Genomic DNA, 26,144 nt, shown 5'->3' on the forward strand with positions numbered 1-26,144 from the left:
GCCATGCAGGTGCTGGTGCACGGAAGCGAACTGGCGGCGGCAACGGCCAGCGCCGCTCTGGCGAGCGTGGGTCACCGTGTCTGGTGGTGGCCGCATGAGGATATGGACTGGGCTGCCCTAGAACACGTCGACTGGTTGAACAGTGAGCCAGGCCTGCGTGAACGCCTTGATCGCCATCGGGAGCGCGGCGATCTCACCCTCATCGACGGCCTCGAGTCACTGCGGCGCATCGATATCCACTGGATCGCCGTCTCGCCGGACCAGCGCGAAAGCGCGCTGAGTCGTGTCGAGCAGCTGGTGGCGACCCTGGATGAGCCGCTGGTACTGGTCAACAACTCGACCTTCCCGGTGGGCACGACCGAGCGTTTCGAGGCGTTGTTACCGCGTGACGACCAGTACGCCGTCGCCTTGCCGGACATGTTGGAAGAGGGCCGTTCACTGGCCACCTTCGAGCGTCCGGCCCGCTGGTTGCTGGGCAGCGAAGCGGAACCTGCCACTCTGCGGGTGCAGGAGTTGCTGCGTGCCTTCAACCGACGCGAAGATGTCTTCCAGATCATGCCTCGCCGCGCCGCCGAACTGACCAAGCTGGCCATCAACGGCATGCTCGCGACGCGTATCAGCTACATGAACGAAGTGGCGGGTCTGTCCGACTCCCTCGGCGTTGATGTGGAATATGTGCGTCAGGGCATGGGCGCCGATCCGCGTATCGGCTTCGGCTATCTCTATCCGGGCTGTGGGTTCGGTGGCCCGAACTTCTCGCGTGACCTGATGCGTCTGGCTGATGTCCAGTACCAGACAGGGCGGGAATCGATGCTGCTCGAGCATGTGCTCGACATCAACGAGGCCAAGAAGGAGACGCTGTTCCGCAAGCTGTGGCAGCACTTCGATGGTGAATTGCGCGGCCGCACCGTGGCGATCTGGGGTGCGGCCTTCAAGCCGGGAACCGCACGTATCGACCATGCGCCGGTGTTGACCTTGCTGGAAGCGCTGTGGGCCCAGGGCGTGCGCGTTCGCGTACATGATCCCGCGGCCTTGTCAGCGCTGGGTGATGCCTGTGGCGCGCATCCGTTGCTGGAGCTGGTCGATGGCAACATGTATGACGCCTTGGAGGGGGCTGATGCCTTGATGCTGGTCACCGAGTGGAAGTGTTACTGGAACCCGGACTGGCAGCGCCTGAAGCGTGAGCTAAGCGCGGGCCTGGTGCTCGATGGCCGCAACATCTTCGACCCGCGTTACGTGGCAAGCCAGGGACTGGTCTATCGCGGTATCGGCCGCCGTGCCAGCCCCTGACAGGCATCTCCAAGGATAAGGCTGACGCGTTCTAAAGCTGATGTTCTCTCGGACTGATGCATCTTCAGGCTGACCCTTGCGTGCTCGGTATGCAAAAGCCCTCATCCGGAACCGGATGAGGGCTTTTTGTCGTGCGCGTCAGGCTTTTATCATGGGGCCCAAGCTTTTCCATGATGACCGCCAGGCCTTTCATGCAGACCGCCAGGCTGACTTCAGGCCCAGGGCTCGAGCACGAACTTGCCCACATGGCCCTTGCTGAGAAACTGCTGTTGCGCACTGACGATCTCGGTCAACGGGAAGCTGGCCGCGATCAGCGGGCGAATCTCGCCTTGCTCTACATAGCGAATCAGATTGGGGAAGGTGGCTTCACACCAGGCAGTGGTGCCTAGCAGTCGCAGATTCTTGAGGTACAGGTCGCGCAGGTCCAGCGTCACCATCGGGCCGGCGATGGCGCCGGTAGTCACCAGACGGCCGCCACGCGCGAGCAGCTTCATCATGATCGGGAAGTTGTCGCCCGCGACATTGTCGACCACCAGGTCGACGCTTTCGTGGCCCAGCAGTTCGAGCAGGTCGGCCTTGCGGTCCAGAAGTCTGTCGGCGCCGAGTTCGGCAAGGGCCTCATGCTTGGCGGCGCCCGCTACGGCATACACCGTTGCGCCGCGGCGCTTGGCCAGCTGCAACGCGGCGGAACCGACTCCGCCCGAGGCGCCCAGAATCAGCACACGCTCGCCCGCCTTGAGCTCTGCCTGTTCGAGCATGTTTTCCGCCGTGCCGTAGGCGCAGGGCAGGGAGCCAAGCTCGACATCGCTCCAGTCACAGTCCACCGCGAACACTTCACTGGCGCGCACGCTGACGAATTGCGCGAAGGCGCCGTCGAAGTCCGAACCCATCCATTCATTTTCCAGTGAGTCCCAGCCCTCGCTGCGCATGCAGGAGCGTACCAGCACGCGCTTGCCCAGCAGGCTGGTATCCGCATTCGGGCCCAATGCCACCACCTCGCCACAGCAATCCGTGCCCTGTATCAGGGGGAAGGGCGTTTCTCCCTTCCAGCCACCTTCCGGCGGCGCCGGCTTGTCAGTCGTTGCCTCTGCATCCGCGTTGTCATGCACGCTGTTGGCCTGTTGGGTCGCGGTAGTGATCGTGGAGGAATACCAGCCCAGACGCGTATTGATCTCGGTGTTGTTCATGCCAGCTGCCAGCACCTTGATCAGCACCTCGCCCTCACCGGGTGTCGGCACCGGGCGCTGCTGCGTCTCGAGGCATTCATAGCCCCCATGGCCGGTGGTCACGATCGCCAGCATGGAGTCGGGCAGTGAGGAGGTCGAGGTGTCAGTGGGCATCGGTATTCCCTTTTTAAAAGTATGTATTTCGTGCAGTCAAAGAATGCATTTCAAGCAGTGTCTGCCAACAATGTCGTCGAGTCTCTTGTCATTGCGTCCCAATGAACGATCAAGGGAGCGCAACGAGGTAGAGCGTACGTTCTACCCATGCATCATTAGATAGGGGCAACGCCGTCGTTTGCAAGTCGACAGACAAGATTCTTCTTTCGGTGGTGCACCTCTTAGCGTAGCCAAGCCTTGCGTGTAGCAGGCTCGCGGCTGGGTGAGGTTGTCTTGAACGAAAAAAACCCCGCCAGGTGGCGGGGTTTTCAGAGCAGAGCATCCAGGCGTCATAGCAGGGTGACGTTGAATGTCTTGGCTCAGCTGGCATCTCGAGCGGTAAACGACCCGATCTCCTGAGAATTGCAAATCTCGGTTATGCAAAACTCGGCCTAGCCAAACTCAATCTGGAAAAGCTCAGGCTGCGAAGTTCTGTGCAGCGAATTCCCAGTTGATGATGTTCCAGATGCTTTCCAGGTACTTCGGACGCGCATTGCGGTAGTCGACGTAGTAGGCGTGCTCCCAGACGTCGACGGTCAGCAGCGGAGTCTGACCAGACTTAGCGACCGGGGTGTCAGCATCGTCAGTGTTGACGATTTCCAGCTCGCCCTGGGCGTTCTTGACCAGCCAGGTCCAACCGGAACCGAAGTTGCCAGCGGCAGAAGTGTTGAACGCTTCCTTGAAATCAGCAACGGAGCCCCACTTGGCCACGATAGCGTCTGCCAGCGGGCCGGACGGCTCGCCACCACCATTCGGGGACAGGCAGTGCCAGTAGAAGGTGTGGTTCCACACCTGAGCCGCCTGGTTGAACAGACCACCCTGGGCGCTCTGGATGATCTCTTCGAGAGATTTTTCTGCGTCAGCAGTACCTTCGACCATGCTGTTCAGCTTGGTGACATAGGCTTGGTGATGCTTGCCGTAATGGTACTCAAGGGTCTCGGCAGAGATGGTCGGCTCGAGTGCGTTCTTTTCGTACGGCAGTGCTGGAAGTTCAAATGCCATGGGGATCAGCTCCTTTTCCTCACCAATTGGGTCGTGCTCTGTCTTCGTGGGGCTTGGGGCTGAGTATTTCAATGCCTGGCCTGCCATCGTGTGATGGAAGAGGGTCAGACAAGCACAGACTCAAGCTCCGCGACCAGCATCACTCCCGGCCCCGAGACTGGCCACCCGCTCAGGCAGCGGGCAAGGGCGAAAGTGCATGACTCGCCGTGCATCCTTCATGTCGTGGCTACGCGCATGAAATGTGCAATCAGCGTGAAAAACCTTGTGAATCCAGACAGCTACGAAGACAGAGGCTGCGCGTATCGCAGTGTCTGGCACTATAGCACCCAGACACCGACAGGCCAACGCTGGTGGGCACTGACCGCGGGATCCTCTCAAGCGTCTTGCCAGGTTCGCGTTCATTGCCGAGCTTTCCCCCCATTGCTGTCACTCTGCCCACGTGCCCACGATGACGGGCCAGCGCGGGAACCTGATGAGATGACCGAGGTCAGCTGTTAGACTCGATTTCCTGTACGTGAACCATGACTTATCTTTTGTAGAACCTGCATGACTGTATTTTTATACAGCAGCGCGAAAAAGCGCACTTTCGGTCGCCTTGCATCTGGTGCGATGGGGCCAGTGAGCCCACCGACATGCCCGAAGATGCTGCGCTGACCCTTTCGCTGCTGATCGACTGCCGGAACTGGAGCCAGAATGCGGCCGCACAATGCTGAACCGTCTCTCAATGACTCACCGAACGATGCGCTGGTTGCGCGTCCCGACGATGCGCTTGGCGTGCATCACACTCGTCCCCCTGCGCCCAGACGCTGGCCGACGTGGCTTTGCCTCCTTGCCCTGGGGGGCGTGGTGGGCTGGCAACAGTGGCAGCTACATGACCTGCAGACCCTTGGGGGCGATCAACGCGATCAGCTTGGCGCGCGTGTCAGTCAACTCGAACGTTCCGTGGCCCAGCTTGAGCAGCAGGGCGATGAGCGCCTGAACGAATTGCGTGATGCGCTGGGGGAGCAGCTCAGCGCCTTGGACAGCCAGTTGAATGACACTGTGCTGCCGGCGCTGACCACCCTGCAGAAGGACAAGGCGTCCCTGTCGAGTGAGGCCGTCGCCCGCCTCGAGACGCTGGAAGACAAGGTGACAAAGGATGCGGATGGCGCTCAAGAGCGTCTGACCGGCATGGACGAGGCACTTGATCGTCTGGAGGGTCGCGTCACGACGCTTACCCAGACAGGTGACAATCACGCGACCCTGATCACGGCGCTGCAAGGTTCGATGGCGGCGCTGGAATCCCTCAGCCGTGATGGCCGTGCAGCGTTGGGCGCGCGCCTGGACGCCCAGTCGGCCACGCTTGGACACCTCGAGCCGCTGATGGACAAGACTTCCAGCACCCTGGACACGCTGGCTACCCGCATCGAGACCTTGCAGAGCGATATTGAAAGCGTTAACGCCGAGCAGTTGGCCTCGCTAGAGACTCGCCTCACGGCACTCCAGACGGACCTGGCCACGCAACAGACCCAGACGCGTGACTTGCAGCAATCGCAGCAGCAACTGGGCGAGACGCTGAAGGCACTGCCGGAGCCGGTGGCGGCCGCTGATAGCGATGAACTGGCCAGCAAGCTCAAGGGCCGTTTCGCGCCGCTTGACGAGCTGGCAGCGCTTGAGACCGCGCAACGCTCACTGGCCTCCCAGCTGGGTGAGCTGCGTCGTCAGCAGACAGCGCTCAGTGCCGGCCTGGAAGCCAGCTCACAGGGGGCGTCAGAGGACACGCGAGAGCAGTTGCGCTCGCTGGAAGCCAGCCGCCGTCAGCTGAGCGGCCGTGTCGCGTCACTATTGGGTCAGGTGTCTGAACTGGAACAGCGCGTCACTCGACTGGAGCGCCGTTGAGCCTGTGAAGCAGGGATACAAGTAACGACGATATGGCGTGGCCCGCCATCCAGGCAGGCCATGTGCAACGCCCCGTGATGACCGAGCGCCGCACGACATGATGAACGGGAACGATGGACAGTGCTTTCCACCAGCACTCAACAAAGGACGAATCATGAGTGGCGACAACAAAGAGCCTGCTCGAGCGACCGGGCCGCGCGGTTTGCCGCATCGCTATCTGATGCCGCTGATCCTGTGTGGCGGTCTGTGCTTCGCATCCCAGGCGCTGGCGATCGATGCCGCCGTCAAGGGAGTCAAGGGCGCGACGGCCACCAATGTGGTCAACTTCCTGGCCGGGATGACGCTCGAGGGCGATGCGCCGGCCGAGCGCTATGAGGATGAGATCATCCGGCGCACCCAGGAAGCGCTGCAGGCCTTCGGTTACTACGATGCCCAGATCACGCTCAGCTATCCCGAGAAGGGGTTGCTGGGCGGCGATGATGTGGTCGTGACGGTGGATGCCGGTGAGCCGGTCACCATCGAGACGCTGGAGCTGCGACTCGAAGGCGACGCCGCGCGTGACAAGGTCATGAAGAAGGTGCTGGCCGACACCGACCTCGAGGAAGGCGATGTGCTGCGTCACTCACGCTATGACAGCCTCAAGTCGACTCTGACGTCGCTCAGCCTCGAGCGCGGCTATTTCGACACCTCCTTCTCCCAGCAGCGCATCGAGGTACGCCCCTGGCTGCACTCGGCACGCATCTATCTGGTCATGCAGAGCGGTCAGCGCTACCGCTTTGGCGATATCACCTACCTCAACAGTCAGATAGAGCTGGATCGCGTCAAGACCATGCAGCCGTTCAAGACGGGAGATTATTACGAAGCCGACAAGTTGAACCAGTTCAACCAGCGGCTCAGTGAGGCCGGCTGGTTCCGCTCGGCCGCGATCAAGCCACAGCTCAATCCGGGCGCCGAACTCAAGACCACCAGCCCCGACAGCGAGATCAAGACCCCTTATGCCGAGGCACAGGGCTATGAGGGGTCATGGCTTGCCGATGTCGAGAGGACTGGAATCGAGGCGGAGGCTGATGACGCTGGCTCCGCTGTGGCTGGCACTAAAGGTGCCGCTGGCAACGACACGCCGGTGCTGACGGGCGATGCGCTGGAGGCCGCGGTCAAGACGGCCAACGGCCCCATCATCCCCGTGGACATCAGCCTGATTCCCGCTGACCGTCACAAGTTCGAGACCGGTATCGGCTACGCGACGGATGTCGGACCACGCCTGCAGTTCAGCTGGGAGATGCCGTGGGTCAATCGCTATGGCCATAGCCTGACCAACAGCCTGTTCCTGTCCTCGCCGGAACAGACCTTCGAGGGCGAATACCGCATGCCGCTCGAAGACCCGCTCAAGGATAGCTATATCCTCGAGTACGGGATGTCGAACACCGACGATGAAGATACCGAGAGTCTCGAGACCACCGTGCGCTTCACCCGCGAATGGAAGTTCGACAATGGCTGGACCCAGCGCGTGTTCTTCGGTTCCACCTATGAGGACTACACCCAGGCGGACGAATCCGGAGCCGTGCTGCTGCTGTATCCCGGCGTGAGCTGGAATCGTACCCGCACCCGTCCCAAGACCTTCCCGATGTGGGGCGACCGCCAACAACTGACTTTCGAGTACGGCGATCAGTTGTGGGGCTCGGACGTGACCTTCCTGCGCTCCCAGTTCAACACCAACTGGATACGCTCCATCGGCGACAACCATCGTTTCGTCGCGCGCATGGGCGTCGGCCACGTCGATACCGACAATTTTGATGACATGCCACCTTCGATGCGCTTCTTTACCGGGGGCGACAACAGTGTGCGTGGCTATTCCTACGAAACACTCGCCCCGGAAGACGACGATGGCGATCTGGAGGGCGGTAGCTCGTTGCTCACCAGCAGCCTGGAATACGATTACCGCCTGACCGGCGACTGGTGGGGCGCGACCTTCTACGATGCCGGTAACGCCTTCAATGGCTGGGACGCACTCGAGCTCAAGACGGCGGCCGGCATGGGGATTCGCTGGATCTCGCCGGTAGGGCCGATTCGTCTCGATATCGCCCATCCCTTCGATGACGATGACAACGATTACCGTATTCACTTCTCGATCGGGCCGGAATTCTGAGCGGGCCCCGCCTCTAAAACGAGTGTCGTGCGGATCAAGCGCCAGCAAAGGACCCTCAGCTGAGCGGGTGAGCTGATAAAAAAGATATGGAGATGTTGGAATTGTCTAATCCCTATGTACGTCGGGGCGGCCTGGTCATCCGGTTGCTGATATGGCTGCTCGTGTTCCTGATCGGGCTGACGATGCTGCTGGTCGGGGGCGTGCTGTCCCCGTGGGGCACCGGGCTGGTGCTCGATCAGGCGCGCTCGCGTGGCTTCATCGATTACTCCCGGGCCTCCGGCTCACCGCTGGAAGCGCTGTCACTCCAGGACGTCTCGCTGGACCTGCCGGGGCTGGCCGTCAATGCCGACTCGCTGTCACTGGTCTGGGGCGAGGACTGTCTGCTCAAGGGCAAGCTGTGTCTCGAGTCGCTGGAGTCCAGTGGTCTCGCGATCACCCTGAGCGATAACGGTGCCAGCACTGAACCGGAAGCGGAGAGCGGCGAGAGTCTCAACGTGCCCATCGTGGTGCCGATTCCCATCGAGGTGCGCAAGGTCGCCATTGATGACTTCGCCCTGGCGCTGGCGGATGGCAGTCGCGTCACCTTTGATCATTTCCATACCTCGGCCGCGCTGTCAGTGAGTACGCTGACGCTTGGCGAGACACGCCTGATCACCAGTCGTTTCATTCCCGCCGATGCCGCCGCGGCGCAAACGACGTCAGACACTGCCAGCCTCGAGGGAGTGAGCATCACGCCTGAGGCTCAGCAAGCGGCAAGTGAAGTGGTCCACACTCAGGTCGTGGCGTCTCAAGCCGAGAGCGCCGCCAAGGCCATCTCGAATGAGACCATCTCGAACAAGGCCATCACGGATGACGCCGCAGAAGTAACTGACACGACTGCCGCTGAAACCACGGATGAGACAGCACAGGCCGGACGCATTGCCTTGCCGGAAGTCTATCTTCCGCTGACCATCGAGGTTCCCGACCTCGCCATTGAAGACTTTGCGCTCAAGGGGCCAAGCCCGTATGAGGTCAGTCGCCTGTCGCTGGCACTCAAGGCGGAAGGGCATGACATCACGCTCTCGCGTCTCGAGGTCGATTCCCGCGACGTGAACGCCGATCTCGTGGCGCAGGTCACCTTGAAGGGCGAGTATCCGCTGAGCGCCACGCTCAATGCCGAGACCCTGATTGACCCCGTGCGTCATGAAAAGCTGCGCCTGTCTCTGGAAGGCTCGCTGGCGGATCTTGAAGCCTCTCTCAAGGCCGACGGCCCACTGGCCGCTGAGCTTGTGGCCAGCGCGGATGTACTGGACAGTGATCTTCCCTTCGAGGCGCGCCTGAGCTCCGAGCGGATCACCTGGCCCTTTGCTGCCGTCACTGATGCCTCTGATGCCACTTCCGCTGCCGCTGTCTCCTCGACGCCTGACTATAGTGTCGAGAATCTGGCGCTGGTCGCCAAGGGCTCACTGTCGGGGTATACGACCACGCTGGATGCCATCATAGAGGGGCGTGACATTCCGCGCGCCACCTTGTCATTGGCAGGCGACGGCGATCTCGCGCATTACCGCTGGCAGCCGCTCAAGATCGCGCTCAAGCGTGGCTCCGCGACCACCCGTGGCGAGATTCACTGGCAGGAAGGTATCCAGGTCGCCGCCGAGCTGGCCCTCGACAAGCTGCATCCCGAAGACTTGCTGCCGGCCCCGACCGGGGGCGGTCAGAAAGCCGTGCGTGGTGAGCTGAGCGGCAATCTCGTGGCCAGCTTCCAACAGCCGCAGCAAGGACCGTGGGCCGTCGATGTCAGCAAGCTGGATATTCATGGCACCTTGCTCGAGCGTCCGCTCACGCTGACTGGCAAGCTTTCAGGCAATGCCGACATGCAATGGAACGTCAACGCGCTGGAGCTGCGTCAGGGCCAGAACCGGCTGAGCGCCAAAGGCAAGATTGCCAAGACCATCACCCTGGCGGCCAACATCGATTTTCCGGCGCTCTCGACCCTGATGCCGGATATCGCGGGTGAGCTCAAGGGCAAGATCGATGCCTCGGGCACGCTCGACAAGCCTCAGCTGGCCAGCAACTTCACCGCACGGCGTCTGCAGATCGGTGAGAACCGTATCTCCGACCTGGCGCTGTCGGCCGGGGTCGATGCCCGCAAGCGGGGGATTGATGACCCGGCACTGGATATCGCTCTGAATGCCGATGATGTCAGAGCTGGCGGACAGCAGATCGCGACGGTCGCGCTGACGCTGGGAGGCTTCCTGAGCGATCACACCCTGCAGTTCGATACCGAGATGGCCGGTGAGATGCCGTTGTCTCGTCTGGGGCTGACTCTCAAAGGTGGGCTCGACAAGGCGCGTGAGCATTATCGCGGTGCGCTGTCTCCGCTGACGGCGAATACCGATTTCGGGGACTTCAACTTCGACACGCCGGCGAGCTTCGATGCCAATCTCGCCAAGGGTAGCGTGCTGGTGCAGCCGTTCTGCCTGAGTCGTGAACAGGGCGGCCAGATCTGTGTCGCCGAGCCCTTGAGCGCGGGCAATGACGGTCAGGCCGTGGTGACGCTCGAGGGGATTCCACTGGACATGGCCCAGAGCGCCATGCCGGAGAGCTGGACCATCGGCGGTGCCACGGGCGGCAAGATCACGGCAAGCTGGAAGCAGGGTGGCCAACGCTGGAATGCTGACGCGGAGCTGGCGGGCAAGTTGACGCTGGCCGGCGAAGACGCCGACGGCAATGCCTGGTCTCTGCCGGAGACCACCCTGCAACTGGCGCTGGAAGCCACACCCGACAAGGCCGATCTCGATACCCAGATTCGCCTCGACAGCGCTGGCGGCATCGGTCTCACCGTGTCGGTCCTCGACCCGGCGGGCGCAGGTCAGCTGGATGGTTCGCTGGCCATTCGCGACATTGACCTCTCGCCGTATCGTCCGCTGGTGGCGGGCATGACTCAGCTGGAAGGCAAGCTGGCGGGTGACGTCGAGGTCGGCGGCAACCTGAGCCTGCCGTCGTTGACCGGCCCGATCGCGCTGACCGGCGTCAAGGTGCAGGGCGAAGGCCTGCCGGTGTCGTTGTCGGATGCCCAGTTCACCGTCGACTTCGATGGCAACAGTGCCGATATCGATGGCTATCTGGTGGGCAATGATGCGCGCTGGGGCATCGATGGCGAGGCGGCGTGGCCGACGCTTGAGGACTGGACGGCGTCATTGAACCTCGACGGTGCGAAGAATCCGCTCGAACTGCATATCGCCGGGATCGGCCGCATGCGCGTCGCGCCGGATCTCGAGATCAATGCCAGCCCCACGCTGCTCAAGCTGCGGGGGGACGTCAAGGTGCCGTGGACACGCATCGAAGTGGACCAGGTGCCGCCGTCTGCCGTGTCACCCTCCAGTGACACCATCATCATCGAGCGTCCCAGTGATGAGGACACCTCCAACCCGGCCGAGCTTGCCGATGGCAGCGATACCGCCAAGGCGCTCAACGAGGCCGGCATGGCGCTGGATGTGCGTATCGGCATCCATATCGGCCCGGATGCGCGCCTGGAGGCGATGGGGCTCAAGACCAAGCTCAGAGGCGATCTCGATGTGCGCCAGGCCAAGGGCGGCGTGCAGGTCTTCGGTGAGGTCAATCTGGTCGACGGAACCTACAAGAGCTTCGGGCAGGACCTGCAGATCAGCAAGGGGCAGGTCTTGCTGGCCGGACCGCCCTCGAGCCCGCGCCTGAATATCGAGGCGATCCGTGATCCTGACAACACCGAGGACGACGTGACCGCAGGAGTGCGTGTGACGGGGCTTGCCTCGTCACCCAGCGTCGAGATCTTCTCGGACCCGTCGATGGATGAGTCCTCGGCACTGAGTTATCTGCTGCGCGGTGAGGGCCTGGACAGCGACACCAGCAGCGACAGTGCGGTCACGTCCGCCTTGATCGGCATGTCGCTGGCGCAAAGTGGTCAGGTGGTCGGCCAGATCGGGGAAACCTTCGGTGTGCGCGACCTGAGTCTGGACAGCTCCGGCAGCGGCGATGACAGCCAAGTGGTGGTCAGCGGCTATATCGCCCCGGACCTGAAACTCAGTTACGGCGTCGGGCTGTTCTCGCCGATCGCGGAGCTGACCCTGCGTTACAAGCTGTTCCGCAATCTGTATGCCGAAGCGGTGTCTGGCACGGCCCAGGCTGTGGATCTGCTCTACAGCTTCTCGCTGGGTCGCAGCGAGCTGGCGCCCAGAGTCGGCAAGGACAGATGACACGTCAGGCCAATTGATTGCCACAGCTTCAGCCCCCATCGACAGGTTCGGTGGGGGCTGTCTCGTTTTCGAGGGGGCGTTTCAATGAGCTTGTCTCAAAGCGCTCGTTTCGAAGGGCTCGCAACGCTTATGCTCGAGAGCTTAATCTCAATCTCAAGCGCACGCGCGTCAGCACAAGACGCTGACGGTCACGCAGTGCAGCAACGCTTGATCTTCTTGCCGCTGCCACAGGGACACAGGCTGTTGCGCCCTGGCGTCAGTGTCTGCCACTCGGCATCACCGTCGACATAACGCCAGTGATGGCCATCGTGATGGAAGCGGCTAAGTTCCTGCAATTGTTGGAACTTTCCCTGCTCGAAGAAGGTGGCATGAAAGCGTACCATGCCGGTATCGGCATCTTGTCCGCTGTCCAGAATCTCCAATGCCAACCACTGCGGGCCAGCACCTTCGAGATCGGCGCGTGCCGGGCAATGGGCTGGGTCCCAGCTGTCGATAAGGAAATCGCTGAGCGATAGGCTGAAGGCACTGTAGCGGGCGCGCATCAATTGCTCGGGGCGTTCGGCGCAGGTGATGTCAGCATGAATCGGCTGACAGCAATCGACGTAGCGTCGCGCCTCAGCACTATTGGGCTGGCAGGGGCAGATCTTGGGGGGCAGAGATGACATCATTGAACCTATACACGATTGCACGACGCGACACAGGAGAGAGTCCGCCATGTGGATAACGGAAGATAAGCAGACCATTCCTTCAGCGCAGGACAGCTTGCCAGGGCGCAGTGAAGCGGTTCGCATCAGCGGCGTTCATCACGTCAATGGCTGCTCGATTGTACCGCCGTTCGACAGTGAGTGTGAGGAGATCGTGCTGGGGCTGGGCTGCTTCTGGGGAGCCGAGCGCCTCTTCTGGCAGCTGCCGGGCGTCAAGGTGACGGCGGTCGGCTATGCCGGCGGCTATACGCCGAATCCGAGCTATGAAGAGACCTGCACCGGCAAGACAGGCCACACCGAGGTCGTACGCGTGATCTTTGACCCAACGGTGATCGGTCTGCCGGAGATCCTGCGGGCCAGCTTCGAGGCCCATGACCCGACCCAGGGCATGCGTCAGGGCAATGACATCGGCAACCAGTACCGCAGTGCGATCTATTACACCCGCGAAGACCAGCGCGCCATCGTCGAGAAGAGCATGGCCGACTACCAGCAGGCGCTGGATCAGTCCGGTCTCGGCCGCATCACCACCGAGGTCGCACCACTGCGCGAGTTCTACTACGCCGAGGAATATCACCAGCAGTATCTGGCCAAGAATCCGGGTGGCTACTGCGGCCTGAAAGGCACGGGAATCAGCTGCCCCATCGGCTGACAGTTTGGCACAGTCTCAAGACAGGCAGGACATGGCTGCCATGAGACTTTGCTGAGAGATTACCGCTGAGAAACACGAAAGCCTCATGGTCGCCGCGAAGTTCACGGTCGCCATGAGGCTTTTTTCTGTCTGGAGCAGCTTTCGGTCAGACGCTGCGATGCACTGTGTCAGCGGTAGCGCTGTCGATCCTGCTCGGCTTCTGCAAAGCGGTCGATCCACTGTACCAGGGCACCATCGCCAGTGACGTTGCACGCGGTACCGAAGCTGTCCTGCGCCAGATAGAGCGCCATCATCAGGCCGACGGCGGCGGCATCGAAGCCGAGCAGGCTCTGTAATACGCCCACCGAGGTCATCGCGGCCCCGCCGGGCGAGCCGGGCGCGGCAATGATTGTCACCCCCAGCGCGGCGATGAACGGCAGCAGCGTGGTGAGCTCGGGCGTTGCCAGTGAGGGAGTGACCAGCATCACGCCAATGGCGCACACGGTCAGCGTGATGGCACTGCCGCACATGTGGATGGTGGCCAGCAACGGTACCGCAAAGCTCGCCACGGATGGGGAGATGTGATTGAGGTGCATCTGGCGCACGGTAACCGGAATCGTGGCCGCGGAAGACATGGTACCGGCGGCGGTGAAGTAGGCGGGCAGCATGTGGCCCAGCGCCTTCATGGGTGAGCGACCGGTGCTGGTGCCGCTGGTGACGTAGAGCAAGCTCAGCCACAACCAATGCAAGGTCAGCGCCAGCAACAGGATCATGCCGAAGCTCTTGAGGGTATTGGCGACCGTGCCCGCGATCGTCATTTCGCAGAACAGGCCGGCGATATAGAACGGCAGGGCAGGAATCAACGCCTTGGCGATGAAGCGCTCGACGATGTCCCGCCCACCGTTGGCCAGCTGACGCATGCCGTCATGCTCTGTGGCGGAAATGCCGATACCGAACAGGAAGGCCGTCACCAGCGCGGTGCTGATATCGGTCAGTGGCGGAATATCCAACGTGAAGTAGGGGCTCAAGTGCTTGATGGCATGGCTGACCGGCAGCTGGTCCTGTTGCACGATATGCGGCACGACCTCCAGCCCGACGATACCTGCCAACAGTCCTGCCAGCGTCGTCGAGGCATAGGCCAGCACGATGGTCAGGGTCAGCAGACGGCCCGAGGAGCGCTCGAGACGAGCGATCCCACTCATGATGAAGAACAGGATGATCAACGGAATGGCGTATTCCAGCAGCTCACCGAACAGTACCTTGAAGGTCAGCAGGGTGCGGATCAGGGATTCGGGAGCCCATTGCCCCAGTAGGATGCCAGCCACGATGCCGAGCACCAGGCGAAAAATCAGGTTCATTATCAGGCCAGTAGAGTCTTGAACGTAAGATGGGCGCGCAGTCTACCATTCTCCCTGAATCGTGACAGTGATCCGTGTCACCCTTCACATCATTATCCTGTATACCGTTATCATTTTTAATACACTAAATTTGGCCACCAAAACACAGACGGCCGTAATCAGGACTCAGGGCTTCCCACCGGATCTGAGGGCGGGAAGGCGAGCAAAAGTGGAAGAAGCCAAAAGAGGCAAGGAATACCAAGGACAAGAAAGCCCGGAAGGGTGGCGTGTTGGCGTCTGAGTGGCGGTCAATCCCGCCAGTTCAATGCAGCCGGTTCAATGCAGGCAGCTCAGTGCGCTTCGCTCTGCACCTCGGCCTGCGCTTGTGGCTTGGGCAGCCCGCTCCAGGCCTCCAGTTGCTGACTGACACGGCGAGCCAACCAGGAGCTCAGTCGCCCACGGCGCCATTCGACGAAGCCGACGTGCCCACCGCGCTCACTGAGCTCGATACGCACGGCCTCGGAGGGTTGGTGGAAGCGTGCGAACAGATCGCGTGGCATGAAGGGATCATCCAGTGATTGCAGAATCAGCGTCGGCAGTTCGATCTCGCTCAGCAGACGGCCCGCCGAGGAGCGCGTGTAGTAATCACTCGCCGAAGTGAAGCCATGCAGGGGCGCGGTGACTTCGTTGTCATAGGCCCAGAAACTGTTCAGCTGGGTCAACTGATGCGCTCCGATCGAAATGGGTAGCGGGCCATTGGCAAGCTTCGCCGCCACCTTGGCCTTCAGGCCCTTGAGCAGATGGCGCTGGTAAAGGCGTGAGAAGCCGTGATTGAGCACATCCGCGCTGGCCGCCAGATCCAGAGGGGCGCTGATGGCGATCGCGCCAGCCAGGTCCAGGCCATCACCGCCTTGTTCAGCCACCAGCTTGAGCAGCATGTTGGCGCCCAGCGATACGCCACAGGCGACCTTGATGGCGTGCGGGTAACGTCGCCCCAGCTCGCCGAGCACCCAATAGGCGTCTGCGGTATCCCCGCTGTGATAGGCGCGTGGCAGGCGGTTGGGAGATTGCCCGCAGCCACGGAAATGCATCATCACCGGTCGCCAGCCCATTCGAGCGGCCGCGTTGAGCAGCTCACGGGCGTAGGGCGAGCTCAAGTCACCCTCAAGGCCATGAAACAGCACGAACAGAGGCGCATCCTCGCTCAGGGCCGTCGTACGCTCACGCTTTTCATGACCGTCACTGATGACCCAGGCGAGCTCGACGAAGTCACCATCGGGAAGATTGAGAATCTCGGTGCGACGACTCAGGGGCGCGCGGGGCAGAAGGCGGGGCAACAAGGTCTGGACATGGCGATTGCGCAGGCCAAGGGCAGGGCGAAACTCTGACGTGAAGATGGAGTGCGGCATGTGAGGTAGCTCCAGTGGCAGGCCTGGGCGATGACGTTGGTAATCGAGTGATGGGCATGCCCTTGATGGCGGTGGCCTGCAGCAAGATCTGACAGGAATTTCTACACGGATGTCGTTGGCATCATTTCACTTGGCGAAGCCAATCGCTAGTCGCAGTGCAGCATACGCATCGACGCCAATGGGGCTAGCTCGCCTTGGATCACATTCCCAGCCTGGCGCTCGAATACTCAGCCTTGGGTCACGCGACAAAAAGCCGCCATCGGCACAAGACCCATGGCGGCGTGAGGCAGACGTGACCGCAAGTGTTACAGCGAGGGGGCCGACGGCGTCGTGACAGGCCTGATTACAGACCTGTCGCCGGGCTGCGTGTCAGATTGAGGGCACCGTCTGCGGTGATGACCAGATTGTCTTCGATACGCACACCACCATGCGGAGCCAAAGCCTCGACCAACTTCCAGTCGATATGCTCACCGCGTGCATCGTTGCACAGCGGCTCCAGCAACATGGGGATGATGTAGCAACCCGGTTCGATGGTGATGGCCATGCCGGTCTCGAGCACACGCGTCAGGCGCAGCATCGGGTGACCTTGCGGCGGATGACGGATATCGCCAGTGGTGTGATCAGGAATGCGGCCCGCCACATCATGGACTTGCAGCCCCAGCAGATGCCCGAGACCATGCGGGCAGAAGGCTGCCGTGATCCCTTGTGCAACCTGATCTTCGGCGGGCAGCGACACCACGCCCAGCTCCCGCAGCAGCTCACCCAGCTCGCGATGCATCTCGAGATGCAAGTCGACGTAGTCCACCCCGGGCGCGAGTCTTGCGATCAGACGCTTCTGCAGCGCTTCCACACCCTCGATCAGGGCGCGATACAGCGGCAGCGCATCGTCGCCCGCCCAGCTGCGCGTGATGTCAGAGGCATAGCCGTGCACGCTGGCGCCGGCATCCACCAGCAGGCTGTGACGGGCAGAAGGAGCCTGTAAACCATAATGCTGGTAATGCAGAACCGCGGCATGCGCATTGAGACCCACGATATTGCCGTAGGGCACATCCGATTCCCGTTGGCGAGACGCGCCAAGATAGGCCAACTGGATATCGAGCTCCGCACCGCCTTCCATGAAGGTACGTCGGGCAGCCAGATGGCCACGCGCGGCGCGCAGGCTGGCTTCTTCAAGACAGGCGATCTCGAATTCGCTCTTGCAGACGCGCCCCTCGTCGAGCTGGCGCACCAGGCCGACCGGGTTGGGCAGTGCCTCAAGTTCGCTGACCACCTGAGGGTTGAGCTCGGCGATTTCACCCAGCAGCGCCACGCGGCCCTCGGGACGCTGTGGCAGTGTCGGCTTGCGCAGATGGACGATCTCGAACTGCTCGGCCCAGGGCGCAGTGTCCGGCGTCGGCAGGCTGGGGGACAGATGCCAGAAGTCATCGGGGGCATAGAGATAAAGCGTCGGACGCTCGCCCGGACGAATCACCAGCCAGCTATCGCTGAGACCCGCCATCGGCACCCAATGCAGAAAATGAGCATGCGACTTGAAGCTGGCATCCTGATCGTCGGCGAAATGCCGCTTGGGCTTGCCACTGTGCAGTACGATGGCGTCCAGATCATGCTGCTGCATGGCGATTTCATAGCCTGATTGCAGCGCCGCCAGATGCGCGCGGTGTGCCGCGGCGTGTGTGATGGTCGGGTCGTTGAGCTGGCTGTCGGACATGATGTTTCCTTGCAAACGGTCGTCACGCCTGACATGGAGAGGTGAGCGTCAATGGCGTGGTGTGGTGGAGAATGAGGGGATGAAGGAGAGAGAAGAGTGCCGCTGAGCCGTCGCCCCTCCAGCCCGGATGACTCACGAGAAATGGGCTTCCAGCTGGTGCCAGAGCTCACTGACACTGTCGTGGCGCGGCACGCGCGGGCGATACAGGCGAATATGCAGGCCAAGATCCCAGCGCGAGTCACCGGCACGCACCAGCTTGCCGCAGGCGATTTCTTCTGCGGCCAGTCGCTGCGGCAACCAGCCGATGCCATAGCCCTGCAACACCAGCGCCTTGATGTTGGCCGCCTGGATATTCTCGTTCATGGTCACCAGGTGCGCCTGAATCGGGACCTGAGCGAGATGCGCCATCAGCGAGGTGGCGACGACGGCGCGCGGATGCGGGCTGATGAACGGCAGCGGATTGCGCCGCATGCCCGGCAACTGATGGCGGGGGTTACCATCCGCGCCGGGCGCACACAGCGGAATGAAGGTTTCTTCGCCGACTACCAGGTATTGGTAACTGTCCAGCTCAAAGCCGAGATCGACACGTGCCTGGGGCCAATAGCACAGTGCCAGGTCACATTCGCCGCGATCCAGCCCGTGGAAATAGTCGGCCGCCAGCCAGCCGGTGGCACGCAGATAGGGCAGCACCTGTTCACGCAGCTGAAGCTCATCGAGCCAATCAGGCAGGAAGTGGGACACCAGTGACTGCGGTGCCCCCAGCGATATCTTGCTGGCTTGCTGCTGGGCCATGTCCTGCAGGCGTTCGCGTGTGATACGTACGCGCTCGGTGATCTGCTCGCACAGCTGGAGAAACTCGTCTCCGGCGGGAGTGAGCGACAGCGGCAGGGTCTGACGATTGATCAAGGTGGTGCCCATCTCCTCTTCCAGCAACTTGATGCGGCGGGAAAAGGTAGGCTGAGAGACATTCTGTGCATCGGCTGCCCGCGAGAAATGTCGGGTCTGAGCCAGAACGATGAAATCTTCGAGCCAGCGAATTTCCATGTAATCGGAGTGCCTCGTCGGCCTGGGAACAGGCCATGTCAGGAGGTCGGGTGCACATCTCTTCGGACGTGTCACACCAGAGTATCTTGGGGATGCGCCATCGGGGCCCGGTGCCACGCTGAATCTTCTTCTATCAACGTGGGCAATGGCGCCAATTGACCTGTTGGTCAATCGCGGATGTGCGAAATCTTGCCCACACAAAACGCGAGATGCAATCGTCAATGAGGGCAATACGCAAGGTTGCCGATGACAATGGCAACCTTGCGCGGTCTTTCCTTGCTTGGGGCCGGAAACGCAATGATCGATGGCGCCCATCACATCGCCGCCATCACTTTCGCTACTGCCATCACATCAATCGATACGGCCTTCTTCCACGGCGTGGCAGGCGACCTGACCAGTGTCCGTGGCGATCAGGCGCGGAATCTCGGTGCGGCAGCGCTGATTGGCATGCGGGCAACGGCCATGGAAGACGCAGCCCGAAGGCAGATTGACCGGCGTCGGCACCTCACCCTCGAGGCGAATGTGATTGGGTTTGTCATCGTGCAGGCGCGGAATCGCCGACATCAACGCCTGGGTGTAAGGGTGACGCGGGCGAGCAAACAGCGAACGGGTGTCCGCCAGCTCGCACAGCGTGCCCAGATACATCACCGCGACGCGGGTACCGAAGTGCTCGACCACGGCCAGATCATGGGTGATGAACAGATACGTCAGGTTGCGTTGCTCCTGCGCCTCCATCATCAGGTTGAGCACCTGCGCCTGGATGGAGACATCCAGCGCCGAGATCGGCTCATCGGCGACGATGAATTCCGGGTCCACCGCCAGTGCGCGCGCGATCGAGATACGCTGACGCTGCCCGCCGGAGAATTCATGGGCGAAGCGCTTGCCCCAGTCGGGGTCAATGCCCACCGAGCGCATGACCTCCTCGATCTTGTCACGGATCTCGCCATCCTTGAGGTTCGGCTGATGGAAGCGCAGCGGCTCCTCCAGGGTCTGCTGGATGGTCATGCGTGGATTCAGCGACGCATAGGGATTCTGGAAGATCATCTGCATGCGACGACGGTAGGGCAGCAGGTCCCGCGGGGCCATGTCATCGATGCGGGTACCGTCAAAACAGATCTCTCCACCGCTGGGCTTGAGAAGCCCCATCACGGTACGTGCGACCGTCGACTTGCCACAGCCGGATTCTCCGACCACGCACAGCGCCTCACCGCGCTTGACATCCAGCGTGACGCCATTGATGGCGTGCACGTATTCCTGCTTGCGACGCAGGCGTCCCTTCTCGAAGGTCAGCTGCTCGAGGAAGTCGCCGGACAACGAGAAGCGCTTCTCGAGATCACGGATTTCCACCAGAGTTTCGCCAAGCTCGGCGCTATCCATGGGGAGGGAGGCCCGGGGGGAGGACTGAGCGTCCTTCAGAATTGCCGCGCTCATGCGTTCACCTCCGTGTGGTGGCTGTCAGTGGGTGTGGTGCCATTGCCGTTGGCATCGGAGATGATCGGAGTCCAGCGCTCGCCGGCCACCATGGCATCGACCATATGGCAGGCCACCTTGCAGTTGCCGGAATGGGCAAAGGCCGGCACTTTCTCGAGGCAGACATTCGCTGCGAAATCACAGCGCGGATTGAAGGCGCAACCGGCCGGAATCTTGGTCAGGGTCGGCATCGAGCCACGAATCTGGTTCAGACGGCTGCCCGGAGTGGCCATCTGGGGCAGGGCGTTGATCAGCCCTTGGGTGTAGGGGTGCTGAGCATCATTGATGATCTCGCGGGTCGGACCCTGTTCGATGACACGCCCGGCATACATCACCAGGGTGCGCTGGGTGACCTGGCTGACCACCCCCAGATCGTGGGTGATCAGGATCAGCCCGACGTTGTGCTTCTCGCACAGCAGCAGCAACAGCTCCATGATCTCGGCCTGGATGGTCACATCCAGTGCGGTGGTCGGCTCATCGGCGACGATGATGTCCGGGTCCAGCAGCAGCGCGATGGCGATGATGATGCGCTGTCGCATGCCACCGGACAGCTCATGGGGGTACTGATCCAGGCGCTTCTCCGGTGAGGGAATGAAGACCTGATTGAGCTTGTGCAGGGCGATGGCGCGCGCATCCTTGCGGGAGATGTGACGGTGCGCCTTCAGACACTCGATCATCTGCTCACCGATGGTCAACACCGGGTTGAGCGTCATCATCGGGTCCTGGAAGATCATCGAGATGCGGTTGCCGCGAATCGCCTGCATCGCCTTGGGCTTGAGGGTGTTGAGCACTTCCCCATCGAACTTGATTTCGCCGCCGGCGATGTAGCCGGGCTTGGCGATCAGATTCAGGATGGTGAAGGCCGCGACCGACTTTCCGGCCCCCGACTCACCAACGATCCCCAGCCGCTCACCGCGTTCCAGGGTGAAACTGACGTCGCGCAGGGCGCGCACCTCACCGCCTCGCATGGCGAAGCGGACGTCGAGATTGTTGACTTCAAGTAGTGCCATTGTCTTGACTCCTCTCGGCTTCAGCCCTTGTAGAGACGCGGGTTCATGACATCACGCAGCCAGTCGCCCAGCAGGTTGATGACCAGGACCAGCACGATCAGCACGCCACCGGGGATCAGCGTGATCCACCAGCTGCCCGACTGCAGATAGTCGAACCCGGATTTGATCAGTGACCCCAGCGACGGCTGGGTCTCCGGCATGCCGAGACCGAGGAAGGACAGCGCCGCCTCCGAGATGATCGCGTTGGCGATCTGCACCGTGGAGATGACGAAGATCGGCGACAGGGTGTTGGGCAGGATGTGACGGAACATGATGCGACGGGAGCGGAAGCCCATCACCCGCGCGGCATCGACGTATTCCTTGTTCTTCTCCGCCAGCACCGAAGCGCGGACGGTACGTGCATACTGCGGCCATTCCGCTAGCCCGATGATCAGGATCAACAGGATCAGCGCGTAGTCCGAGAAGGCGGCGCCACCGAAGGTCGCCTTGATGATGGCACCCACCACGATGGCGACCATCAGGGTCGAGAACGACAGCTGGATATCGGCCATGCGCATCAGGAAGGCATCGATACGCCCGCCCAGATAGCCCGCCAGCAGCCCGAAGGTCACGCCGAGCAGCGCCTGCAGGATGACCGCGCCGAAGCCGATCAACAGTGACACGCGCGTGCCGTAGAGAATGGTGGAGAGCAGATCTCGCCCCTGGGCATCGGTGCCCAGCAGGAACGCCGGATCACCGCCCGCCATCCACGCCGGCGGCAGCTCCGAGTTCATGATGTCGATACTGGCCAGGTCATAGGGGTCAGCCGGAGCGATCCACGGCGCGAGGAAGGCCCCGAGCACCATGGCGATGAACACCAGCAGACAGGCCTGAGCCATCCAGTCACGCTTGAAGCTGTAGACCAGATAGGACTCGCGGAAACGCTGCCAACGGCCGGGGACCACGATGGAACTGGTCTTCGGGGTGACGGGCGCGTTGCTCGATTGGGTGTTGGACTGAGTGTTGGATTGGCTCATGCCGGTTTCCCCGCAAGCTTGACGGTGGGGTTGACCAGTCCGTAGATCAGATCGACGAGGGTATTGGTGATCACGAAGATCACGCCGACCATCATCAGATAGGCCACGATCAGCGGGATGTCGGAGCGGGTGATGGCCTCGAGGAACATCAGGCCCATGCCCGGCCACTGGAAGACGGTCTCGGTCAGGATGGTGTAGGCCACCATGGTGCCGATCTGCACGCCGCCGACGGTGATCACCGGCAACATGGTGTTCTTCAGTGCGTGCAGGAAGTAGATACGCTTGAGGCCGATGCCCTTGGCGCGCGCGAACTTGATGTAGTCCGACTGCAGCACTTCCATCATCTCGGCACGAATCAGGCGGATGAACAGCGGCAGCATGATCGAGGCCAGCGAGGTGGCCGGCAGCACCAGGTGCCAGAGGCCATCGGCGGTGAAGAAGCCGCTCGACCAGGTGCCCGCGACGTGCACCAGCTCACCACGTCCGTAGGAGGGCATGCCGCCATCGGTGGACAGCATGCCGTTCAGGACACTGCCCCAGGTGGTGTCGCTGGGGAACCAGTCCACCGTCACGCCGATCGCGAACAGCTGGATCAACACGATGGCGGTCAGGAAGACCGGCACCGAGATACCGATGATCGAGGTGCCCATGAACAGGCGGGACAGCCAGTTTCGTGGACGGATCGCTGCGAACACCCCGATGGGGGCAGACAGCAGGATGATGATCAGGCTCGAGGCCATCACCAGTTCCAGCGTGGCAGGCAGGTGCTTGAGAATCACCTCGGTCGCCGGCTGCTTGTAGAAATACGAGGTGCCGAGGTCCCCTTGCAGGGCATTGCCGGCAAAACGCAGATATTGGGTGATGAAGGGGTCGTTGAGGCCCATTTCATCGCGCATGACTTCACGCTGGGCTTCCGACACGGCCTGGCCGGTCATCTCGCGCAGCGGATCGCCCAGGTTGTCCTGGATGGCGAAGCTGATGATGCTGATCACGAACATGACCAGTACGGCGTGCATCAGGCGTTTGATCAGAAAGGCAATCATGGATCGCCACCTTCCTCGTGAACATCACGGTCTCGCGCGTGTCGGCCCTATCCATGCTGGCCGATCACGCTGGGTGTCAGGTATCCCGCCTATCGCTGGCCTGTCATCGGGCACAGGCTCCCCAACCCATCACCGATAGGCGATAGTGAGGAAAACGACAGGCGGGGGTAAGTCGTCGCGTTAAGGTCAGTAGGGCAACCAGAGAACTCAGTGTCAGCGTTTCACGTGTTGACTGACTAAGTTGACTGTCTCTGGCTGCCTGCCTTGCCTGACGCGAGGGGTGAGTGAGGAATCGATGGGGAGTGGGTGAGCTGAGAGCACGGAATCAGACCTTCACAGCCGCCTTCCACATCCCATCCATCTTGCCTGTCCCTTACTCACGCGGCGGGATCACTCCTGGTCGATGACCAGATCCCCCAGATACGGGAAGTTCATCACGTTGAGGACCGGCTCGATGTTGACGCCATCACGCGCCCCCCAGGCCAGGTTCTGCCAGTGCAGCGGCACGAAACCGGCATCGTCGTAGACGGCCTTCTCGGCGGCCTGCAGCATCTTGGCGCGCTTGTCGGTATCGGTCTCCAGGTTGGCCTCGGTGACCATCTTGTCGACGTCCGGGTTGCAGTAGTTGCCTGAGTTGTACTGGCCGACACCGCTGTCGGCGTCCGGGCAGAAGGTCAGGAATTCGAAGAAGTTGGCACTGTCTTCGGTATCCGAGTGCCAGCCGATCATCATCATGTCAGCCGTACGCGCATCGAACTCCGGCCAGTACTGGGCCTTGGGCAGGGTCTTCAGATCGACCTTGATATTGATCTTGGCCAGCATCGAGGCCACGGCCTGGGCGATCTTGGCGTCGTTCACATAGCGGTTGTTGGGCGCCATCATGCTGATCTCGAAGCCATCCTCGTAGCCGGCTTCCTTCATCAGCTCCTTGGCCTTGGCCACGTCATAGCGCGGCGTCAGCTCGGGGTTGTGGCCCTGATAGCCATCCGGGGACATCTGGGCGGCGGGGGTCGCGAAGCCTTTCATCAGCTTCTGGGCGATGCCTTCCTGATTGATGGCGTAGTTGACGGCCTGACGGACGCGCTTGTCCTTGAAGGCTTCGACACGCTCCTGGTTCATCTGGAAGGTGATGATGCGGGTACCGCCCATCTCGACCAGGTGCACGCCGTCCTGCTTGCGAATGCGTTCGAGGTCGGTCGGCGGTACCGGCGCGATGAAGTCCATGTCGCCGGAGAGCAGCGCCGCGACGCGAGTGGCGTTTTCCTTGATCGGGGTCAGCACGATGTCATCGACGTTGCCCGGGGATTCGGTGTCCCAGTAATCCTCGAAACGCTCGAAACTGATCTTCACGCCCTGTTGACGGTCCGCGACCTTGTAGGGGCCAGTGCCGGACTCGTTGCGTGAGGCGAAAGTGTTGGCCGCCTTGGCGATCTCATCCTTGGCCTTGCCGTCTTCGGTCTCACCGGTATAGAAGGCGCTGTCCATCGGGAAGATATAGGTGGCGGCATTCAGCACCAGCGGGAAGGGCTTCTCGGTCACCAGATCCACGGTGTAGTCATCAACTGCCTTGACGTCGGTGAACGGCGCAAAGATGGCCTTGAAGTCAGCACTCTTCTTGAGACGCTCGATGGTCCAGACCACATCCTTGGCGGAGAAGTCATTGCCGGAATGGAACTTGACGCCTTCGCGCAGATGGAAGCGCATGGTGTTGTCATCGATGCGCTCCCAGCTCTTGGCCAGGCGACCATCGAAGCCAAGGTCCTTGTTCCAGCGAATCAGCGGGTCGTAGACCATGTGCGACAGCTGCAGGGTGCCGCCGGAGAGCTGCTCGTGGATATCGAGGGTCACGGGGTCTGCGTCATAGGCCATGCGCAGGGTGACGTCTTCGGCCAGGGCCGGAGCCGTCATGGCCAATGTCGCGCTGCCGATCAGCGCGCACAGGGTCTTCTTGTGGAAGAGGGTCTGGAAGGCATTCTGACGGGTCATGAGCTTCCCTTTGCTTGTGATGTTTGGTTGTTCTTGTGGCTCTCTTCGCGTTGTCCCTGTCAGGACATCACGCAAGGATGCGCTTTCACAGTAGTGAGGCTGGCTGCATGGAGACAATCGAAATGTTGAGTAGCCGGATTCAGGTGGTGAATAGCCTTTTCCTCGCGGCGCAACGTCATCCAGGCTGGTGCAAGGTTTGGCAGGGATGAAGTGACACCCCGGATGTCGCACGGCAACACGATCTCTCACGTCCACAAAGCCGTGAGCCAGGCGCGTCTCCTGTCGAGGCAATGCGGTGAGACTCAGCCCTGCCACCTGCCGAGAAAGCCATTGTGACACTGGTCTTCTTCTCTCACACCGCAAGCCTTGATGACAATTAAAAACCAATATAATCAATGTCTTGAATAAACAATGATGACCGAGACTCGGGAAGCTCTCTGGCCGCGGTGTGACCGTGTTGTGTGTACGTTCCATCAGTCGGCAGCGCTTGGGCGAGAGACATTGCGTACGCAGGAGGGGCCAATCAGGCGTCAAGTCACCTGGCGGTAAGCAGACGCCATCAGGGGCTGAAAAGCCGACAGGATACGTGCTGATTTTTCGATGTGTGCAGCCTCTGCACTTGATTGGTGCGCATGGCGTTCTGCGACCAAAGTTGCGCCTCTGGGGCCCTTCACGAAAGTGATCAGAGCATTGCAAGTCTGCACATTGGAGATCAGGCCGACAGGCGCCAAGGCAGTCGCCGCTGGCAAGCACTAGCGACTAAGCACTGGCAGAGGGGAAGGAGCATTTTAAGAAAGGCATTTGAGAAAGGCGCTTGCGGAAAGCCACTTGAGGGCCCGTCTTGATAAGCGGGAGTTCCGAAACGCGTCACGCCCCCAGA

At 61.4% G+C, this 26,144-nt stretch carries 17 protein-coding genes; 5 read left to right on the plus strand and 12 right to left on the minus strand.

What is annotated here, in order from left to right; translation table 11 throughout:
• The first annotated feature begins 3 nt into the window (after positions 1-3).
• Positions 4-1,290: a UDP-glucose/GDP-mannose dehydrogenase family protein gene (locus FLM52_08950; GenBank protein NVN55913.1), complete on the plus strand. Its 1,287-nt coding sequence runs from the start codon at positions 4-6 to the stop codon at positions 1,288-1,290.
• A 212-nt stretch (positions 1,291-1,502) separates the two neighbouring features.
• Here FLM52_08950 and FLM52_08955 read toward each other — a convergent pair whose 3' ends face one another.
• Positions 1,503-2,591, minus strand: coding sequence for a zinc-binding dehydrogenase (locus FLM52_08955; protein ID NVN55914.1), 1,089 nt, complete (start codon positions 2,589-2,591; stop codon positions 1,503-1,505).
• Between the two features lie 495 nt (positions 2,592-3,086).
• Entirely contained in the window at positions 3,087-3,671 is a 585-nt protein-coding gene (locus FLM52_08960) for a superoxide dismutase [Fe] (protein ID NVN55915.1), read from the minus strand.
• A gap of 693 nt (positions 3,672-4,364) precedes the next feature.
• On the opposite strand from FLM52_08960, the gene FLM52_08965 reads away from it, so the two are divergent.
• The 3 genes from FLM52_08965 (at position 4,365) to FLM52_08975 (ending at position 11,909) form a co-directional block, all read left to right on the plus strand.
• Entirely contained in the window at positions 4,365-5,549 is a 1,185-nt protein-coding gene (locus FLM52_08965; GenBank protein ID NVN55916.1) for a hypothetical protein, read from the plus strand.
• Between the two features lie 220 nt (positions 5,550-5,769).
• Positions 5,770-7,695 (plus strand): outer membrane protein assembly factor, encoded by a 1,926-nt coding sequence (locus FLM52_08970; GenBank protein NVN55917.1) that lies wholly within the window; start codon positions 5,770-5,772, stop codon positions 7,693-7,695.
• 86 nt (positions 7,696-7,781) lie between these two features.
• Entirely contained in the window at positions 7,782-11,909 is a 4,128-nt protein-coding gene (locus FLM52_08975; GenBank protein NVN55918.1) for a translocation/assembly module TamB, read from the plus strand.
• A 188-nt stretch (positions 11,910-12,097) separates the two neighbouring features.
• Here FLM52_08975 and FLM52_08980 read toward each other — a convergent pair whose 3' ends face one another.
• Positions 12,098-12,574, minus strand: a complete 477-nt coding sequence (locus FLM52_08980) for a zinc chelation protein SecC (GenBank protein NVN55919.1) — start codon at positions 12,572-12,574, stop codon at positions 12,098-12,100.
• A gap of 49 nt (positions 12,575-12,623) precedes the next feature.
• Here FLM52_08980 and msrA point away from each other — a divergent pair, with 49 nt between their 5' ends.
• On the plus strand, positions 12,624-13,262 hold the full coding sequence (gene msrA / locus FLM52_08985; GenBank protein ID NVN55920.1) for a peptide-methionine (S)-S-oxide reductase MsrA: 639 nt from the start codon (positions 12,624-12,626) through the stop codon (positions 13,260-13,262).
• Between the two features lie 167 nt (positions 13,263-13,429).
• Here msrA and FLM52_08990 read toward each other — a convergent pair whose 3' ends face one another.
• The 9 genes from FLM52_08990 to FLM52_09030 form a co-directional block, all read right to left on the minus strand.
• A complete protein-coding gene (locus tag FLM52_08990; GenBank protein ID NVN55921.1) occupies positions 13,430-14,599 on the minus strand; it encodes a dicarboxylate/amino acid:cation symporter in 1,170 nt (389 codons plus the stop codon).
• Positions 14,600-14,928: 329 nt separating this feature from the next.
• Entirely contained in the window at positions 14,929-15,987 is a 1,059-nt protein-coding gene (locus FLM52_08995) for a hydrolase (GenBank protein ID NVN55922.1), read from the minus strand.
• Positions 15,988-16,330: 343 nt separating this feature from the next.
• Entirely contained in the window at positions 16,331-17,695 is a 1,365-nt protein-coding gene (pepQ, locus tag FLM52_09000; GenBank protein NVN55923.1) for a Xaa-Pro dipeptidase, read from the minus strand.
• Between the two features lie 132 nt (positions 17,696-17,827).
• The gene (locus FLM52_09005; GenBank protein ID NVN55924.1) at positions 17,828-18,739 is read right to left on the minus strand and encodes a LysR family transcriptional regulator; all 912 of its coding nucleotides are present in this window, start codon (positions 18,737-18,739) and stop codon (positions 17,828-17,830) included.
• A gap of 351 nt (positions 18,740-19,090) precedes the next feature.
• Positions 19,091-20,116 carry an ATP-binding cassette domain-containing protein gene (locus FLM52_09010; protein ID NVN55925.1) on the minus strand — a complete coding sequence of 342 codons (1,026 nt, stop codon included), beginning with the start codon at positions 20,114-20,116 and terminating at the stop codon, positions 19,091-19,093.
• Between the two features lie 50 nt (positions 20,117-20,166).
• Positions 20,167-21,219: an ABC transporter ATP-binding protein gene (locus tag FLM52_09015; protein ID NVN55926.1), complete on the minus strand. Its 1,053-nt coding sequence runs from the start codon at positions 21,217-21,219 to the stop codon at positions 20,167-20,169.
• A gap of 20 nt (positions 21,220-21,239) precedes the next feature.
• Entirely contained in the window at positions 21,240-22,235 is a 996-nt protein-coding gene (locus FLM52_09020; protein NVN55927.1) for an ABC transporter permease, read from the minus strand.
• On the minus strand, positions 22,232-23,278 hold the full coding sequence (locus FLM52_09025; protein NVN55928.1) for an ABC transporter permease: 1,047 nt from the start codon (positions 23,276-23,278) through the stop codon (positions 22,232-22,234). Before FLM52_09025 ends, FLM52_09020 begins: the two co-directional genes overlap by 4 nt.
• 390 nt (positions 23,279-23,668) lie before the next feature.
• A complete protein-coding gene (locus FLM52_09030) occupies positions 23,669-25,264 on the minus strand; it encodes an ABC transporter substrate-binding protein (protein NVN55929.1) in 1,596 nt (531 codons plus the stop codon).
• Positions 25,265-26,144 lie beyond the last annotated feature (880 nt).

It is taken from the genome of bacterium Scap17, from assembly GCA_013376735.1.
GTDB lineage: Bacteria > Pseudomonadota > Gammaproteobacteria > Pseudomonadales > Halomonadaceae > Cobetia.